The organism is Anaerotignum faecicola, assembly GCF_003865035.1.
Lineage (GTDB): Bacteria > Bacillota > Clostridia > Lachnospirales > Anaerotignaceae > Anaerotignum_A > Anaerotignum_A faecicola.
In genome coordinates, this window is sequence record NZ_BHVZ01000009.1 from 16,602 (window position 1) to 34,568 (window position 17,967).

General features: G+C 49.5%; 14 protein-coding genes and 1 other annotated feature. All 14 genes read left to right on the top strand.

Annotated elements, in window-relative coordinates; translation table 11 throughout:
* The 14 genes from aroQ (at nt 1) to EJE48_RS08870 (ending at nt 17,957) form a co-directional block, all read left to right on the top strand.
* The gene (gene aroQ, locus EJE48_RS08805) at nt 1-435 is read left to right on the top strand and encodes a type II 3-dehydroquinate dehydratase (RefSeq protein WP_118582901.1); all 435 of its coding nucleotides are present in this window, start codon (nt 1-3) and stop codon (nt 433-435) included.
* A gap of 43 nt (nt 436-478) precedes the next feature.
* Nucleotides 479-1,669 (top strand): pyridoxal phosphate-dependent aminotransferase, encoded by a 1,191-nt coding sequence (locus EJE48_RS08810; RefSeq protein WP_118582904.1) that lies wholly within the window; start codon nt 479-481, stop codon nt 1,667-1,669.
* Nucleotides 1,670-1,757: 88 nt separating this feature from the next.
* Nucleotides 1,758-1,961 carry a hypothetical protein gene (locus EJE48_RS08815; RefSeq protein ID WP_124984511.1) on the top strand — a complete coding sequence of 68 codons (204 nt, stop codon included), beginning with the start codon at nt 1,758-1,760 and terminating at the stop codon, nt 1,959-1,961.
* 26 nt (nt 1,962-1,987) lie between these two features.
* Entirely contained in the window at nt 1,988-2,419 is a 432-nt protein-coding gene (gene mraZ, locus EJE48_RS08820) for a division/cell wall cluster transcriptional repressor MraZ (RefSeq protein ID WP_118582943.1), read from the top strand.
* Nucleotides 2,420-2,599: 180 nt separating this feature from the next.
* Nucleotides 2,600-3,541 (top strand): 16S rRNA (cytosine(1402)-N(4))-methyltransferase RsmH, encoded by a 942-nt coding sequence (gene rsmH / locus EJE48_RS08825; protein WP_016408195.1) that lies wholly within the window; start codon nt 2,600-2,602, stop codon nt 3,539-3,541.
* Between the two features lie 36 nt (nt 3,542-3,577).
* Nucleotides 3,578-4,111, top strand: coding sequence for a hypothetical protein (locus tag EJE48_RS08830; protein WP_016408194.1), 534 nt, complete (start codon nt 3,578-3,580; stop codon nt 4,109-4,111).
* 6 nt (nt 4,112-4,117) lie between these two features.
* Nucleotides 4,118-6,361 (top strand): penicillin-binding transpeptidase domain-containing protein, encoded by a 2,244-nt coding sequence (locus EJE48_RS08835; RefSeq protein WP_118582907.1) that lies wholly within the window; start codon nt 4,118-4,120, stop codon nt 6,359-6,361.
* 68 nt (nt 6,362-6,429) lie between these two features.
* Nucleotides 6,430-8,373 (top strand): penicillin-binding transpeptidase domain-containing protein, encoded by a 1,944-nt coding sequence (locus EJE48_RS08840; RefSeq protein WP_118582910.1) that lies wholly within the window; start codon nt 6,430-6,432, stop codon nt 8,371-8,373.
* Nucleotides 8,374-8,517: 144 nt separating this feature from the next.
* Complete coding sequence (locus tag EJE48_RS08845; RefSeq protein WP_118582913.1) at nt 8,518-9,972, top strand: UDP-N-acetylmuramoyl-L-alanyl-D-glutamate--2,6-diaminopimelate ligase; 1,455 nt, start codon at nt 8,518-8,520, stop codon at nt 9,970-9,972.
* Entirely contained in the window at nt 9,969-11,354 is a 1,386-nt protein-coding gene (locus EJE48_RS08850; RefSeq protein ID WP_124984512.1) for a UDP-N-acetylmuramoyl-tripeptide--D-alanyl-D-alanine ligase, read from the top strand. Before EJE48_RS08845 ends, EJE48_RS08850 begins: the two co-directional genes overlap by 4 nt.
* A 1-nt stretch (nt 11,355) precedes the next feature.
* Nucleotides 11,356-12,345: a phospho-N-acetylmuramoyl-pentapeptide-transferase gene (mraY, locus tag EJE48_RS08855; protein ID WP_330548498.1), complete on the top strand. Its 990-nt coding sequence runs from the start codon at nt 11,356-11,358 to the stop codon at nt 12,343-12,345.
* A 26-nt stretch (nt 12,346-12,371) separates the two neighbouring features.
* Nucleotides 12,372-13,730 carry a UDP-N-acetylmuramoyl-L-alanine--D-glutamate ligase gene (murD, locus tag EJE48_RS08860; RefSeq protein ID WP_124984513.1) on the top strand — a complete coding sequence of 453 codons (1,359 nt, stop codon included), beginning with the start codon at nt 12,372-12,374 and terminating at the stop codon, nt 13,728-13,730.
* Nucleotides 13,731-13,754: 24 nt separating this feature from the next.
* On the top strand, nt 13,755-14,903 hold the full coding sequence (gene ftsW / locus EJE48_RS08865; RefSeq protein WP_124984514.1) for a putative lipid II flippase FtsW: 1,149 nt from the start codon (nt 13,755-13,757) through the stop codon (nt 14,901-14,903).
* A 131-nt stretch (nt 14,904-15,034) separates the two neighbouring features.
* Nucleotides 15,035-15,267 (top strand) — a binding site (T-box leader).
* A 56-nt stretch (nt 15,268-15,323) separates the two neighbouring features.
* Nucleotides 15,324-17,957 (top strand): valine--tRNA ligase, encoded by a 2,634-nt coding sequence (locus EJE48_RS08870; RefSeq protein WP_118582925.1) that lies wholly within the window; start codon nt 15,324-15,326, stop codon nt 17,955-17,957.
* Nucleotides 17,958-17,967 lie beyond the last annotated feature (10 nt).

Below are 17,967 nucleotides of genomic sequence, written 5' to 3' on the forward strand. Positions count from 1 at the left end.
ATGAAGATTTTAGTGATTAACGGCCCGAATATCAATATGCTTGGGATTCGGGAAAAAAATATTTACGGTGCCGAGACCTACGAGGATTTGAAGGCACTTCTGGAGAAAACCTTTGCCGAAAAGGGCGTGGAGGGCGAAATTTACCAATCCAACCATGAGGGGGATTTGGTAGACCGCATCCAGCAGGCATATTTTGACGGCACAGAGGGAATTGTGATTAACCCTGCGGCGTATACGCATACGAGCGTTGCCATTCTGGACGCGCTGAAGGCAGTTCGCCTGCCTGCGGTGGAGGTGCATATTTCCGATGTGAAGGAAAGAGAGGATTTTCGCCAGATTTCCTATGCAGGGAAGGCTTGCGTGAAAACCATCATGGGCAGAGGTCTCAAGGGCTATGTGGATGCCATTGCTTTCCTTGTGGAAAACAAGGTGTAAGCGGAAAAAATACAAAAGAAAAAAGGAAAGAAGGTGACAGCCAATGATTTCCGAAAAGATGTCTAAGCTGTTGGAGAGAAGCGCTGCCATGAGCAGCATGTATACAGAAAGTGCAAGATTAAAGGAAAAATACGGCGCGGAAAACGTGTATGACTTCGGGATGGGCAATCCCAACCTGCCTGCGCCCGACAGTATTCGGGAAACGAGTATCCGCGTTTTGCAGGAAACCGACCCTTGGTATCTGCATCATTATATGCCGAATAACGGCTTTCCGGAGGCAAGGGAGAAGATTGCCGCAAGCCTGAACCGCCGCTTTGGGGAGCATTTTGATGCGAACAACATCATGATGTGTACCGGTGCGGCAGGGGGCTTGAACTGCCTGCTGAAGGTGCTGATGGACCCCGGACAGGAGATTCTGACCTTTGCGCCCTATTTCGGGGAATATGACAGATATGCGGACAACGTAGGCTGTACGCTGACGACAGTGCCGCCGAATATTCCCACCTTTCAGCCCGACCCTGCGGCATTGGAAAAATGCGTGACGGAAAAGACGAGAGCCGTTTTGATTGATAACCCCAACAACCCAACGGGTGTGGTGTATAATGAGGAGACGATTCGGGCGATTGCTGCGGTTCTGGCGAAAAAGGAGCAGGAATATGGGCATGCGATTTATCTGATTTCGGATGAGCCGTATCGGGAATTGGTGTTTGACGGGGCAAGCGTGCCTTGGATTCCGAATGATTATAAAAACACAATCGTAGCCTATTCCTTCTCGAAATCCCTTTCCCTGCCGGGCGACCGTATCGGCTATCTGGCACTGCGCAGTGAGGTGGAGGATTTTGAGAATATCGTTGCGGCTGTTGCAGTTGCAACACGCATTACGGGCTTTATCAATGCCTCCGGCTTGCAGCAGCTGGTTTGTGCCAAATGTTGTGATGAAACGGTGGATATCAGCTTTTATGATAAAAACAGAAAACGCCTGTATGACGCGCTGACGGCATACGGCTATGAAATGCCGAAGCCGGAGGGGGCGTTCTATCTGTTTATGAAAACGCCGACGGAAAACGATTTGGAATTTGTGGAGAAAATCAAGGAGCATCGGATTTTGCTGACACCCGGCAGTGGGTTCGGCTGTCCCGGCTATGTGCGGATTGCGTACTGCGTTGCGCCGGAGACCATCGAAGGGGCGTTGCCCGGCTTCAAAGCCATGATGGAATATTATAAAAATAAATAAATACAAGCAGGAGAACTCGAAAACCCATTTTTCGGGTTCTTTTTTTATGCTTTTCTTTCTTTTGTGGATGCAGGGGAGGAAGGGGAGAATGGGAAAAAATGTATTTTGGTGGGAGGTGGAGGAGAACTTCTTTTTTTCTTGGGGAAAGTGCTTGAAGGAAAGCGCTTTTTTAATGAAAAAATCAATAGAAATGGGGCGGAAGGGGTTGTTTTTTTGTGGCGGCTATATTACAATGTGGTTAAAAGTGGCGCAAAGTGGTTTTTTGTGGTGGAAAGCTACCGCGAAGGTGTGAAAGTGGCGGAAGGTGGTGACAGCGAAATGTTCTTAGGGCAATATCAGCACTCGATTGATGCAAAGGGGCGTTTAATCGTTCCGGCAAAGTTCAGAGAGGGGCTTGGCGAGCGTTTCGTTGTGACAAAGGGGCTGGATAACTGCCTGTTTGCTTATCCGCAGGAGGAATGGAAGATTTTCGAGGAAAAGCTGAAGCAGCTTCCGCTGACAAACCCCGGTGCGCGTAAATTTGTGCGTTTTTTCTTTGCAGGCGCGGTGGAATGTGAGTTGGATAATCAGGGAAGAATTATGGTGCCGACGCATCTGAGAGAATACGCAGGCTTGAAAAAGGACATTGTTTCCATCGGTGTGAATAACCGCATTGAAATTTGGAATAAGGATAATTGGAACGAATACAGCGACGAAGAGGATTACATCAGCAACGAGCTTGCTTTTGAGATGGAGAATTTAGGGATATAACGAATCCTCGTGTAGCTGTAAGCTACATGAGCAAATGCAAATTTATTTGCATTTGGAATTCTCGAAGAGAATGATTCGTTATGAATAAATTTGCGAAGCAAATTTATGAATGATTTAAAAGTATGAATGACTTAAAAGATAGATATCACACAACACAGACAAATCGGAAAGGCGGCAGGCATGGAATTTCATCATATTTCCGTACTCCTGAACGAGTGCATTGACAATTTGAATATCACGCCTGACGGCATTTATGTAGACGGTACCATGGGCGGCGGCGGTCATTCCCTGGAGATTGCAAAACGGCTGACAACCGGTCGTTTGATTTGCATTGACCAGGACCCCAACGCGCACGAGGCGGCGGGAAAGCGATTGGCGGAATACAAGGATAGAATCACATTTGTCAGAGATAATTTCGGCAATATCGCAAATATTCTGGATAGCTTAGGAATTGAAAAGATTGACGGGATGCTGCTGGATATCGGTGTTTCCTCGCATCAGCTGGATGAAGCGGAGCGCGGCTTTTCCTATCAGCAGGATGCCCCGTTGGATATGCGGATGAATCCGGACAGGCCCTTCAGTGCGTATGACGTGGTGAACGGCTATGACGAGGACGAGCTGGACAGAGTGATTTTCACCTATGGCGAGGAGCGTTGGGCGAGAAGAATCGCGCAGTTTATCGTAAAGGAAAGAGAAGCAAAGCCCATTGAAACAACGGGCGAGCTGGTAGATATTATCAAAAAGGCAGTGCCGAAGGGCGCAAGAAAGGATGGTCCCCATCCGGCAAAGCGCACCTTTCAGGCAATTCGCATAGAGGTAAACGGTGAGCTGGAGGTACTGCAAAGGGCGATTGATGACGTTGCCGCAAGGCTTGCGGTCGGTGGCAGGCTCTGCATCATCACCTTCCATTCCTTAGAGGACAGAATTGTGAAGGAGGCCTTCCGCAAGCAGGAAAATCCCTGTATCTGTCCGCCGCAGTTTCCTGTATGCGTCTGCGGCAAAAAGCCTTTGGGCAGGGTGATTACCAGAAAGCCCATTTTACCGAGCAAGGAAGAATTAGAGGAAAATCCTCGTTCCAGAAGCGCAAAGCTGCGTGTGCTGGAGGGGGTTTCGCAGGATTGATAAATATTGAAAAGACCCGAGAAAGGAGGGGAAAGGATGGCAGCAAGAGACGAGAAGAACAGAAAACGCAACCAGAGCGGTTCTTATTATACCTACGGCAATGTGGCGTATGAATTGCAGCCCGATTATACCCCTTACCGTGTGCGGGAGGAGGAAGAGGAACGGCGCAGAGAAGCGGCGCGCATTGCCAAGGAGGCGGAAAGAGAAAATAAGGTTTCCTTTGCGAAAATGGTAGGCGTTGCGATTATGCTGTTTATCGGCTGTATTGCATTTATGGGGATGCATGTTATGGTAGATCAGGCGGAGGTTTCTCTCAGAAGGGAAAAAAGCAAACTGGAGGATCTGAAATCCGCAAATGCGATTCTGGAGGCAGAGCTGACAGAACAGCTGGATATGGACTACATCAAGCAGGAGGCAACAGAACGGCTTGGCATGAGCGAACCGCAGCCCTATCAGGTGGTTTATATCAACGTACCCAAGCAGAGCTATACGGTGCAGCATGATACAGAGGAAACGACAGCGGAAACCTCTTTGGTGGACAGGATTTTAGATTTCTTTAAAAAGGATTGATGATAGATGAGAAGAAAGGCCAGAGGAATAAAAGCGAATCAAAGGTTTGCTTTTATTCTTTTTGTATTTATGGTGATTTTGACGGTATTATTCGGCAGAGTGCTGTATTGGAAGGTTGTGCATGGCGCGGAATTTGAAGCGGCGGCGAAAAATCAGCAGATTAACCGCTATGACTTAGTCAATGCGGCAAACCGCGGCAGTATTTTGGACAGAAATGAGCAGGTGCTTGCCGTTTCGACAGCGGTGTATAACGTGGTATTAGACCCCTTGCAGCTGGCGGAGGAGGACGATGCCAAGAAAACGAAGAAGACCTTTGATACCCTTTGCGAATATTTCCCCGATTTGAACTACGAGGATTTGGAATATCATATTACAAAAAATCAGGAAACGGGCAAAATCAATACGCCGACACACTGGAAATATCTGGTGAAGGGCGTGGAGAGAAGCGTGAAGGAGGAGCTGGAAAAGAAAAAGCTGCTGGGGGTTTATTTTGAGCAGAGCAGTAAGCGCTCCTATCCGCTGAAAACTTTAGCCTGCCATCTGATTGGCTTCAACAACACATGGGGGCTTGAGGGCTATTATAATGATGAAATGACGGGTACGCCCGGGCGTTCCTTTATCCTGTATCAGGGGGCGGACAAGGTAACCTATCAGGATTATGAGGCGCAGGACGGCAACACCATCGTGACAACACTGGATTACAATATTCAGCAGTACGCCGAGCAGGCGGTGAAGGAAACCATGGAAGCATGGCCTTCGGAGAACGTGGCGGCAATCGTGATAAACCCGAATACGGGGGAAATCTACGCGATGGCTTCTGCGGACACCTTTGACCTGAATGACCCCGATGAGCCGACAGCGCTTGCGACGGATGAAACTTTCAAGGAAACATGGGATGCCATGACGGATCAGGAAAAGAGCGACTATCTGAATACAATATGGAGAAATTTCTGCGTCAGCGATACCTACGAACCCGGTTCGATTTATAAGCCGCTGGTAGTAGCGGCGGCATTGGAGGAGGGCGTAATCACGAAGAACTCTACCTTCAATTGCAGCGGTAAAATTACGGTGGGAGACAGAGATATCAACTGCCATCTGCACAGCGGACACGGCACGCTTTCTGTTGAGGAAATCATGGCGCAGTCCTGTAACCCCGGTGTGATTCAGATTGCACAGAAGCTGGGGGCGGAAAAATTCTATAAATATCAGAAGGAATTCGGCTTCGGGCAGAAAACAGGCATTGACCTGCCGGGCGAAGCAGAGGGGATTCTGCATGCGGAATCGCAGCTGCGTCCCGTTGAGCTGGCAACAAGCTCCTTCGGGCAGACCTTCAACTGCACCTCTATCCAGATGGCAACTGCCTTTTCTGCGCTGATTAACGGCGGCAATCTGGTGAAGCCCTATGTGGTTTCGCAGATTGTGGATGATGACGGCTCTGTGGTGAAGGAGCAGACAGCAGAGGTTGTGCGTAAGGTGATTTCCCGGAAAACATCTGACTATATCCGTACTGCGCTGAAGGCAACGGTTGACCATGGTACGGGTAAGAAAATTGCGATTCCCGGATATTCCATCGGTTGTAAAACAGGGACGGCGGAGCAGGGCAAGCGTGACAAGAAGAACTGGACACTGACCCACATGGCATATTTCCCGGCGGAAAATCCGCAGTATCTGGTATTCAGCGTTATCCATAAGCCGCAGGGATATGAGGACGGCGTGCAGACCACTGCAACCATGACAAAGCAGATTATGGAAAACATTATTAAATATAAGAATCTGGAGCCGACGGAGGAAACGGAAGAAACCGCAGCACTCAACGGCGGCAAGACGACCGTAACCATGCCCGATTACACAGACAGCAGCATCTATAATGTTGCGCTCGATTTGGAGGGCAAGGGGCTGACGTATAAGGTTGTCGGGACGGGCAACACGATTACGAATCAGGTGCCGAAGGCAGGCGCGAAGGTGGAAGCCGGCAGTGAGGTGATTCTGTATGTTGCGAAGGCGGAAGGAGAAGCAGGCACAACGAAGGTGCCGAATGTGGTCGGGAAAAGCTACACCGAGGCGGTGAAAACGCTTTCGGATGCAGGCTTTGAGGTAACCTTTGAGGGCGAAACCACGAACAGCACCGTAACGGCGCAGGATCCGAAATACGGCGTTTCCGTAGAGGCAGACAGCGAGGTGAAAATCACGCTGACGAAGAAGGAAGCCGCGGAGGAAACGGCGGAGGAGCCGAAGAAAACAACGCAATAGGGAAAAGCATAGACACCCTGTCTTTTCTATACAATAATCAGTAGAGGGAAAAGACAGGGGTGTTTTGTATGGAGAAACCGACGATAAAGGCAAAAAAACGGCTTTTGCTTTTTCTATTCTGTTCCATGTGCGGGTATCTGCTGCTGACGGGGCGGCTGGCTTTTATTGAGCTTTTTCGGGCGGAGGAATTGCAGGAGCTGGCGTATGAGCAGCAGACCAGAGACAGGCTGATTACGCCGAAGCGCGGCGCAATTCTTGACCGAAACGGCGCGGGCATTGCCCTGACGGAAACGGTAAACGCCGTGAGTGTGATTCCCGTGCAGGTGAAGGAAAAAGAGAAAACAGCGCAGTTTTTGGCAGAAATGCTGGATTTGGAATATACTGCGGTTCTGGAAAAAATTGAGCAGAGGGTTGCCTTGGTGCGCATCAAAACAAAGGTGGACACCGAAACGGCGGCAGCCATCCGCAGGGCGAACTATGCGGGGGTAGAGGTGGACGAGGATGTGCGGCGCATCTATCCCTATACGAGCATGGCGGCGCAGGTGATTGGCTTTGTCGGGAAGGATAATCAGGGGATTATCGGCTTGGAGGCAAAATATGACAGGCTTCTGGAGGGGGAGCGAGGGAAGATTCTTACGCTGACGGATTCCAGAGGGAATGAGGTGGACAGCGAGCAGGAGCGGATTCCACCCGTGGATGGGAAAAATCTGGTGACAACGATGGATGTGGTGATGCAGCAATATGCGGAGCAGACCATTGCAAAGGCGGTGGAAACGAAGGGCGCAAAGCGCGGCATTGTGATTATTCTGAATCCGCAGAATGGGGAAATTTATGCCATGGCGAATTACCCTTCGTTTGATTTGAATGAGCCGTTTACCATACAGGATGAAGCACCGGCGGCGAAATGGGACAGCTTTTCCGAGCAGGAGAAAAATGAGTATTTGAACAAAATGTGGCGCAATACCGCAATCAATGATACATACGAGCCGGGGAGTACGTTTAAAATCGTGACCTCCTCGGCAGGTCTGGAGGAGGGGGTTGTGACCCCTGAAAGCAGCTTTTTCTGCCGCGGATTTTATGTGGCAGGGGACAGACAGATTAAATGCTGGCGCTATCCGCGCACACATGGGGCGGAAAGCTTTGTGCAGGGGGTACAGAATTCCTGCAACCCTGTTTTTATGGAGGTTGGGGAGCGCTTAGGGGCGGAGACCTTTTTGGAATATATGAAAAAATTCGGCTTTATGGAAAAAACGGGCATTGACCTTGCAGGCGAGGCAACGGGCATTATACATAAGGCGGAGAATGTCGGGCCTGTGGAGCTGGCAACGATGAGCTTCGGGCAGTCCTTCCAGATTACGCCCCTGCAGCTTTTGCGTGCCGCCTCGGCAATCGTGAACGGCGGATATCTGATTACGCCGCATTTTGCAAAGGGGCTTGCGGACGAAAACGGCAGGCTGACAGAGGAATTTACCTATGAGACAGGCGAGCAGGTGATTTCCAAGGAGACCTCGGAAACGATGAAAACGATTCTGGAAAGCGTGGTTTCCGAAGGAACGGGCAGCAAGGCATATATCCCCGGATACCGTATCGGCGGCAAGACGGCAACCTCGGAAAAGCTGCCGCGCAGAAGCGGAAAATATATTGCATCCTTTCTATCCTTTGCGCCGGCGGAAAATCCGCAGGTGATGGCACTGGTGCTGATTGATGAGCCGCAGGGCGTTTATTACGGCGGTACGGTGGCAGGGCCTGTGATGCAGGAGCTGCTGCGGAATATTCTGCCATATCTGGGGATTGAAGCGAAATATGATGCAAAAGAGGCGGAAGAAGCGGCAGAATTGAAAACGATTGTACCCGACCTTCGGGGCATGACCTTAAACGAAGGGAAGAATGCGCTTTTTCAGGCAGGGCTTTCAGCCGAAGCGGAAGCAGAGGGGGAAACCATTACGGGACAGACCCCACCGGCAGGAGAGTGCGTAAACAAGGGAACGAAGGTTTTGCTCCGTATGGAATAGCGAAAAAGAGAAATGGTCTTTCCTTGCATTTTTCAAGAAAAATGGCAAAAATATTTGGTTGTAGGAGATAAGTGTGGTATACTAAAAAATGGCTTATTATTGAGATTTATTTATCGAAGCCGAAAAAGAAAGGAGGCTGTAAGAGTGAATCTGAAACAGCTTTTAGAGGGTATTTCTTATGAGGTACAGCAGGGAACGGCGGATGTGGAAATTTCCGATTTCCAGTACGATTCCCGCAAGGTAGAAAAAGACGGCCTGTTTGTCTGCATTACAGGATTTCAGACGGACGGACACAAATATATTCCCATGGCATTGGAAAAGGGGGCGGTTGCCCTTCTGTGTGAGCATAGGGTGGAAAACGTACCCGAGGGCGTAACGGTGCTTGTGACGGAAAACAACCGCATTGCGCTGGCACTGCTTTCCGACCATTTCTACGGACACCCCTCCGCAGAGATGAATGTCATCGGTGTGACAGGCACAAACGGCAAAACCTCGACCACCTATCTGATGAAATCCATTCTGGACAGAATCGGCAAAAAGGTGGGCATTATCGGCACGATTGAAAACCGCATCGGCGATGAGGTGCTGAAGGCGGAGCGGACAACGCCCGAATCGAAGGAGCTGCAGGCACTCTTTCGCCGGATGAAGAATGAGGATGTGACGGACGTTGTAATGGAGGTTTCCTCTCATTCCTTGGATTTGCACAGGGTAGACGGAATTGCCTTTGATGTGGCAATTTTCACGAACCTGACACAGGATCATCTGGATTATCATAAAACAATGGAAAACTATAAGGCGGCAAAGGGGATGCTTTTCGCACGCGCGGCAAAAAGCGTCATCAATATGGACGATGCCGCAGGCGCATATATGAAGGAGCAAAGCAAGGGCGAGGTGCTGACAATCGGCGTGGACTGCAAGGCTGATTTGACGGCGGAAGGCATTGATGTTTCCGCAGACGGTACGGCATTTGATATGCTCTGGCAGGGCAAGCGGTATCCTGTACACCTGCATACGCCCGGACGGTTCAGCGTATACAACGCATTGGGTGCGGCAGGAGCGTGTATTCTGCTGGGTGTGCCCGTAGAGGAAATCGTGGCAGGGCTGACGGCAAACCCCGGCGTTTCCGGCAGATTCCAGACGGTACGCAGCAAAAGGGGCTGTCAGGCGGTGGTGGATTATGCACATACGCCCGACGGTTTGGAAAATGTGCTGAATACAGCGAATGAATTTGTAAAGGGCAAGCTGATTGCGGTATTTGGCTGCGGCGGCGACAGAGACAGAACAAAGCGTCCCATCATGGGCGAAATCGGCGGCAGACTGGCAGGCTACTGCATCATTACCTCGGATAACCCCAGAACGGAGGACCCGGAGAAGATTCTGGAGGATGTTGAGGTTGGGGTGAAGAAAACAGACTGCCCCTATGAAAAAATCGTGGACAGACGAGAGGCCATTCAGAAGGCGGTTGCTATGGCGGAAGCGGGCGACGTGATTCTGATTGCGGGGAAGGGACATGAAACCTATCAGATTTTCCCCGACAAAACCATTCATTTTGATGACATTGAGGAAGTACGCAAGGCATTTGGAGAGGATTGCTTATGAAAAAGATTACGATCAGAGAAATTATCAAGGCAACAGGCGCACAGATGATTGCCTTGGGGGATATGGAGGAAGCACTGAATAAGGAAATCTGGTATGTGACACAGGATTCCAGAGAAACAAAGGAAGGCGTTCTTTTTGTTGCAAGAGTGGGCGAGGTGCGTGACGGGCATGATTTTCTGCCCCAGTGCTTTGCAAACGGAGTGACCGCCTGCCTTTCTCAGAAGGTGGTGGCACCCACGAATGGGGCGATTGTGCTTCTGGTTCCCGATACGGGGAAGGCGCTGCTTGATTTGGCGGCTTATTACAGAAATCTGTTTGATATTCCCGTTGTTGCGGTGACAGGGAGTGTCGGCAAGACAACAACAAAGGATATGATTGCATCCGTGGTTTCGCAGAAATACGATACCTTGTGGACACAGGGCAATTACAACAATGAGGTTGGCGTGCCGCTGACGATTTTCCGCATTGAGGAGCACCATCAGGCGGCAATCATTGAAATGGGCATGAACCACTTCGGGGAGTTGGACAGAATTGCGAAGGCAGTGCGCCCGAACATCGGTGTGATTTCTAATGTCGGCGTAGCGCATATTGAATTTCTGGGCAGCAGAGAAGGGATTCTGAAGGCGAAATGCGAAATGCTTGCACATCTGGAAAAGGACGGCGTTGCGATTCTCAATGCAGACAACGATATGCTGCAGACGCTGGAGGGCAAGCTGCCGCAGAAGGTGCGCTGGTTTGGCGTAGAACATAAAAAGGACTTCTATGCGGATGAGATTGCACAGGTTGGTCTGGAAAAAACAGCCTGCACGATTCATACACCGATTGGCAATGTGCGCGTGAATATTCCAATTCCGGGGGTACACATGGTGCTGAATGCGCTTTCCGCGGCGGCGGTCGGCGTGGAGCTGGGGCTGACACCGGAGCAGGTGAAGGCAGGGATTGAAGGCTTCCGGGTGACCAAAAACAGAATGAGCATTGAAACAACGAAGGACGGCATTACGATTCTGAATGACGTTTATAATTCCAATCCGGTTTCCTGCAAGGCTTCTCTGGATATTCTGGCGAACGCGAAGGGCAGAAGGATTGCCGTTCTGGGCTTCATGGGCGAGCTGGGCGATTATGCGGAGGAAGGACACCGTGAGGTCGGGATTCATGCGGCGGAAAAAGGCATTGATGTGCTTTACTGCATCGGGCTTTGCTGTGATTACATGGCAGATGCGGCGAAAAAGGCAGGCATGAAAGAGGTTTATTATCTGGAAACACAGGAAGAATTCTGGGAGAAGGGACTGCCTACGCTCAAAGAAGGCGATACGATTCTGCTCAAGGCATCCCGTAGCAGAGAATTTGAAAAAACAGTAGCAAAATTGCAAGGAGTGAACTAAAGTGGGTTCTTTGGAACAGGCAGTCTATGCCATCATCATATCTTTCGTGATTGGGGTGATTTTGTGTCCCATCGTGATTCCTATGCTGAGAAAGCTGAAATTCGGGCAGAATGTGCGTGACGACGGGCCGCAGACACATCTGGCAAAGCAGGGCACGCCTACGATGGGCGGCGTTGCCTTTCTGGCGGCATTTGTGATTACAAGCCTTTTCTTTCTGAATGGGAACAGGGACGGCGCGGCTATCATGCTGATGACCCTGTGCTATGGGCTGATTGGCTTTTTGGATGACTATATTAAGGTGGTAAAAAAGCGTTCTCTGGGGCTGCGCGCGTATCAGAAGCTATTGCTGCAGCTGATTGTAACGGGGCTGTTCTGCTCGTATATCATGAAAAGCGGCATCGGTACGGCGATTTATATTCCCTTTACAGACGGGAAAATGATTGATTTGCAGCTGATTTTTATTCCCTTCCTGTTTGTGGCGGTGTTGGGAACGGTCAACGGGGTCAACCTGACAGATGGTCTGGATGGGCTGGCAGGCGGCGTAACCCTTCTGGTGGCGGCATTCTTTATGATTGTGGCATGGGCGGCAGGCAGCACGATTGCACCTGTTTGCGGTGCGATTGTGGGCGGTCTGATGGCGTTCTTAATCTTTAACTCCTATCCTGCAAAGGTGTTCATGGGGGATACGGGGTCTCTGGCACTGGGCGGCTTTGTGGCATCGGCGGCGTTTATTCTGAAAATGCCCATTTTTATCGTGATTGTCGGGTTTATTTACCTCTGGGAATCCATTTCTGTTATGCTGCAGGTTGGCTGGTTTAAGCTTACAAAGAGAAAATACGGGGAAGGCAGACGCTTATTTAAAATGGCACCCTTCCATCATCATCTGGAAAAATGCGGTTGGAAGGAAACCAAGGTTGTGACGCTTTTTTATGTGGCAACGGCACTGCTGTGTCTCATTGGTTTTCTGGGCTGTAAATATATGTTCCTGTAAGGAATTTTGGAAAGAAGGAATCAAACGTGGAATACAATGGTAAAAAGGCCTTAGTCTGCGGCATGGCAAGAAGCGGCATTGCGGCGGCAAAGCTGTTGAACAGACTGGGTGCGAGGGTTACATTGCAGGATATGAAAAAAAGAGAGGAAATTTCTGCCGATGTGCTGGCATTGGAGGGGGAGGGCATCGTGCTTTACACGGGCGCAAACCCCGATGAGATTGCCTGCGCGCAGGATTTAATTGTATTAAGCCCCGGTATTCCCTGCGACCTGCCTTTTATTGCGGCGGCGGAAAATGCAGGAATCGAGGTTATCAGCGAGGTGGAACTGGCGTACCGCTTGACACCCTGCCCGATTACGGCAATCACAGGCACAAACGGCAAAACAACCACAACCACGCTGACAGGCGAAATCATGAAAACGGCTTACAGCGGTACGGCGGTTGTCGGAAACATTGGAGTGCCTTACAGCGAGGAGGTAGAGCGGCTGACCGAAAAGGATTGGGTGGTTGCGGAAATCAGCAGCTTCCAGATGGAAAAGGCGAAGGAATTTCATCCGCATATTAGCGCAGTGCTGAATATTACACCCGACCATTTGAACAGACATAAAACCATGGACGTTTACATTGCCATGAAGGAAAGAGTTTTTGCAAAGCAGACCGCAGAGGATTTCTGTATTCTGAACCATGGGGATGCGGCTTGCAGAAAAATGGCGGATAAAACCGCGGCGAAGGTATTTTTCTTCGATTCCTCCGAAAGGCTTGCGGAAGGCATTTATCTGGACGGGGATGCCATTGAGGTGCGCTGGGGCGCTATCAACGAAACCCTGATTCATGTGGATGAATTACAGATTCTGGGCGTGCATAACTATGAAAACGTGATGGCGGCGGCGGCAATGGGCATTTGTGCGGGGATTGCATTGGATACCATTCGCACGGTGCTGAAGGGATTTGCAGGCGTAGCACATCGCATCGAATATGTTGCGACGGTGGACGGTGTGGACTATTATAATGACTCCAAGGGGACGAATGTGGACGCATCCATCCGTGCGGTACTGGCGATGAAAAAGCCGATTGTACTGATTGGCGGCGGCTATGATAAGGGCAGCTCCTTTGATGAATGGACAAAGCTGTTTCCCGGCAGAGTGAAGCATCTGGTGCTGATTGGCGTAACCGCACCGAAGGTACGCGCATCTGCGGAGAAATTCGGCTTTACTGCCATTTCCGATTGCGAAACCTTTGCAGAAGCGGTTGACCTGTGCAGAGAAAAGGCGGAGGACGGCGACTGCGTACTGCTTTCTCCTGCATGCGCAAGCTGGGGCATGTTTGATAACTACGAACAGCGCGGAGATATGTTCAAGGAGCAGGTTCGGGGATATCTGAAATAAAAAACGCTGGAATGAGGTGTGAAAATGAGTCATGTCAAACCAAAAAAGAAAACCGCAAAGCGGAAGTATAGAAAGCCGTTGGGATATGACTTCACGGTTCTGTTTATCGTGCTGATTCTGGTGCTTTTTGGCGTTGTCATGATTTTCAGCTCTAGCTATTATTACACAATGACAACGGAGCGATTCCATAATGATATGTTCTATTTCCTGAAGCGGCAGAGCCTTTGGGCGGTTTTGGGGATTGTGGCAATGGTTGGCATGATGCATATTCCGTATACCCTCTGGAGACGATTTGCAAAGCTAGCATATTGGCTTTCCAATTTGTTCCTGCTTGCACTGCCCTTTGTCGGGACAGAGGCAGGCGGGCAGAAGCGGTGGCTGGGGATTGGCTCGCTTTCCTTTCAGCCTTCGGAGTTTACGAAGATTGCCGTGATTCTATTTCTTTCCTCTTATGTGATTGAGCATCGGAAGGAGCTGGCAAATCTGAAGGGGTTCTTCAAGGCGTGCTGTGTGCTGCTGCTGCCTGTGGCGCTGATTGCAATATCGAACTTTTCCTCCGCGCTGCTGGTTGGGCTGATGGGTGCAACGATTCTGTTTGTGGCAAGCCCGCGTGTTTGGTATTTCGGGGCGGCAATCGCAGGGGCAATTCCTCTTTGCGGTCTTGCTGTAGCGATTCCCAAGTTTCGCTACAGACTGACCCGTATCAAGACATGGCTTGACCCCTGGGCAGACCCGACAGGCGATGGCTTCCAGACGATTCAGTCGCTGTATGCACTGGCATCCGGCGGCTTATTTGGACTTGGACTGGGGCAGAGCCGACAGAAAACCTTTATTCCGGAGGCATATAACGATATTATTTTTGCGATTATCTGCGAGGAGTTGGGAATTGTCGGGGCGGCGTTGGTGATTCTGCTGTTTGCGGTGCTTATCTGGCGAGGGATTCGCATTGCGATGAATGCAAAGGACAGCTATGGGATGCTGGTTGCAACGGGGATTACGGCGGTTATCGCCTTCCAGTCGATTATCAATATCGGCGTTGTAACGAATACGATTCCCAATACGGGGCAGCCGCTGCCGTTTATCAGCTACGGCGGTACCTCGCTGTTGTTTTTGATGGCGATGGTTGGGATGCTGCTGAATATTTCGCGTTATCCCAAGGATAGGGAAAATTAAAGTTGAAAACAGGAAAGACTTTTCGAAAAATAGTAGAAAAGTCTTTTTTTCTTGCTTTTTTACTAATTTAGGGTTGACAAAACTGGTAGAATTGAATAAAATCTTGAGGTATAGAAAGAAAAACAACACTGTGAAAGACAGAGAAAAAGAGGAGTACACATCCAAAATACGCAGAGAGAAGGATTCATTGGCTGAAAAATCCTTTGTAGAAAGAATGTGGAAGGTAGCTTTGGAGTTGCTTTGTTGAAGGGGATTTCAGAAGAAATTTCTGGGTAGGCAAAGCCGGGAGGTCCCGTTACAGACGATAAAGTGTCCGTTTTTAGAAACGGGAAATAAGGTGGTACCGCGAGCTTTCGTCCTTTGGTTGGACGGAGGCTTTTTTTGATTCACGGTGAAATGAAAAAAATAGGAGGAAATACTATGAAAGAGCTGGCAAAGAATTTTGACCCCTCTGTTGTAGAGGAAAGACTTTACAACAAATGGATGGAAAAGAAATATTTCCATACAGAAGTAGATAAAACAAAAGAACCTTTTTGCATCGTAATGCCGCCCCCGAATATTACAGGGCAGCTGCACATGGGACATGCACTGGACAACACCATGCAGGATATCCTGATTCGCTGGAAAAGAATGGCAGGCTACAACGCACTCTGGGTACCCGGCATTGACCATGCAAGCATTTCCACAGAGTTGAAGGTTGTGCAGAAGATGGCATCCGAAGGGCTGACAAAGGAGGATGTTGGTCGTGAGGGCTTTTTGGAACGCGCGTGGGCGTGGAAGGAAGAATACGGCGGCATTATTCTGAACCAGCTGAGAAAGCTGGGCTGCTCCTGCGACTGGGATCGTGTACGCTTTACGATGGATGAGGGCTGCTCCGAAGCGGTTCTGGAAACCTTCTGCCGTCTGTATGAAAAGGGCTATATTTACCGCGGGGAAAAGATTATCAACTGGTGTCCTGAGTGTCAGACTACAATTTCTGACGCAGAGGTAGAGCATGTTGATATGGCAGGGCATTTTTATCATATCAATTACCCCATTGTTGGTTCTGATGAAAAGCTGAGACTGGCAACCACCAGACCCGAAACCATGCTAGGCGATACTGCGGTTGCGGTACATCCCGCAGATGAAAGATATCAGCACTTGATTGGCAAGACCTGTATCGTTCCCGTTCTGAATAAGGAAGTACCCATCGTTGCGGATGAATATGTTGACAGAGAATTTGGTACCGGTGTTGTAAAAATTACACCTGCACATGACCCGAATGACTTCGAGGTTGGGCTGAGACATGACCTGCCCCGTATCTGCGTGATGAATGATGACGGCACAATGAATGAAAAGGCAGGCAGATTTGCAGGCATGGACAGATTGGAGGCCAGAAAGGAAATCGTAAAACAGCTGGACGAGGAAGGCTATCTGGTTGAAATCGAGGATATTACCCATGCGGTAGGCTGCCATGAAAGATGCCACGCACCCATCGAACCCATGATTAAGCTGCAGTGGTTTGTAAAGATGGACGAGCTGGCAAAGCCTGCCATCAAGGTTTATCAGGATCAGGAGCTGAAATTTGTTCCCGAACGTTTCGGCAAGATTTATATGCACTGGCTGGATAATATCCGCGACTGGTGTATTTCCCGTCAGCTTTGGTGGGGACACAGAATTCCTGCATACTATTGTGCGGACTGTGGTCATATCACAGTAGCGAAGGAAAATCCCGGAAAATGCGAAAAATGCGGCTCTGCAAATATCAAACAGGATGAGGATACACTGGATACCTGGTTCAGCTCTGCGCTGTGGCCCTTCTCCACGCTTGGTTGGCCGCATGAAACAGAGGAGCTGAAGCATTTCTATCCCACAAGCGTTTTGGTAACAGGCTATGATATCATTTTCTTCTGGGTTATCAGAATGGTATTCTCCGGCATGGAGCAGATTGGCGAAAGACCGTTTAACGATGTTCTGATTCATGGGCTGATTCGTGACGATCAGGGGAGAAAATTCTCCAAATCTCTGGGCAATGGGATTGACCCTCTGGAGGTTATCGCAAACTACGGTGCTGACCCCCTGCGTCTAATGCTGATTACAGGCAACGCACCCGGTAACGATATGCGTTTCTACTGGGAAAGACTGGATAATTGCAGAAACTTCTGCAACAAGATGTGGAATGCGTCCCGTTTCGTGATGATGAATATGGAGGATGGCGAAGAACCTAAGTTCCTGATGCTGACCTCTGCGGATAAATGGATTCTGTCCAAGGTAAACACGCTGGCGAAGGAAGTACAGGAAAGCCTGAGCAAATATGACCTTGGTCTGGCGGCACAGAAGGTTTATGATTTCATCTGGGATGAATACTGTGACTGGTATATTGAAATGGTGAAGCCTCGCCTGTATAACAAGGAGGACAGCACAAGAGCAGCGGCACTGTGGACGCTGAAGCAGGTTCTGATCAATGCACTGAAGCTGATGCACCCCTTCATGCCCTTCATTACAGAGGAGCTGTTTATGCATATTCAGGATGAGGAAGAAACCATCATGACCTCTCAGTGGCCTGTTTACAAGGAGGAATGGAACTTCAAGGAAAATGAAGCGGAAATCGATGCCATCAAAGAGGCAGTAAGAAATATTCGTAACATTCGTGCGGAAATGAACGTTGCGCCCTCCAAGAAGGTACATGTTTACGTTGTTTCCGAAAACGAAGGTGTTCGGTATATCTTTGAACATTCCAAGGTATTCTTTAAGACACTGGCGCATGCAAGCGAGGTAACCGTGCAGACGGACAAGGCAGGCATTGGCGAGGATGCGGTTTCTGTTGTGGTTCAGGATGCGACCATCTACATGCCTTTGGCAGAGCTGGTTGATTTTGCGAAGGAAATTGAACGTCTGGAAAAGGAAAAGACCAAACTGGAAAAAGAGGTTGACCGTGTTGTGAAGAAGCTGGCAAATCAGGGCTTTGTGGCAAAGGCACCCGCGCACGTGATTGAAGAAGAAAAGGCAAAGGAAGAAAAATATAAAGCAATGCTGGCACAGGTTGAGGAAAGACTGGCACAGCTGAAGAAATAAGAAAAATAAA

Bases quoted from the DNA above. Each gene is read 5' to 3' on its own strand.
- aroQ (WP_118582901.1), top strand. From the start codon at position 1: ATGAAGATTTTAGTGATTAACGGCCCGAATATCAATATGCTTGGGATT.
- EJE48_RS08810 (WP_118582904.1), top strand. From the start codon at position 479: ATGATTTCCGAAAAGATGTCTAAGCTGTTGGAGAGAAGCGCTGCCATG.
- EJE48_RS08815 (WP_124984511.1), top strand. From the start codon at position 1,758: ATGGGAAAAAATGTATTTTGGTGGGAGGTGGAGGAGAACTTCTTTTTT.
- mraZ (WP_118582943.1), top strand. From the start codon at position 1,988: ATGTTCTTAGGGCAATATCAGCACTCGATTGATGCAAAGGGGCGTTTA.
- rsmH (WP_016408195.1), top strand. From the start codon at position 2,600: ATGGAATTTCATCATATTTCCGTACTCCTGAACGAGTGCATTGACAAT.
- EJE48_RS08830 (WP_016408194.1), top strand. From the start codon at position 3,578: ATGGCAGCAAGAGACGAGAAGAACAGAAAACGCAACCAGAGCGGTTCT.
- EJE48_RS08835 (WP_118582907.1), top strand. From the start codon at position 4,118: ATGAGAAGAAAGGCCAGAGGAATAAAAGCGAATCAAAGGTTTGCTTTT.
- EJE48_RS08840 (WP_118582910.1), top strand. From the start codon at position 6,430: ATGGAGAAACCGACGATAAAGGCAAAAAAACGGCTTTTGCTTTTTCTA.
- EJE48_RS08850 (WP_124984512.1), top strand. From the start codon at position 9,969: ATGAAAAAGATTACGATCAGAGAAATTATCAAGGCAACAGGCGCACAG.
- ftsW (WP_124984514.1), top strand. From the start codon at position 13,755: ATGAGTCATGTCAAACCAAAAAAGAAAACCGCAAAGCGGAAGTATAGA.
- EJE48_RS08870 (WP_118582925.1), top strand. From the start codon at position 15,324: ATGAAAGAGCTGGCAAAGAATTTTGACCCCTCTGTTGTAGAGGAAAGA.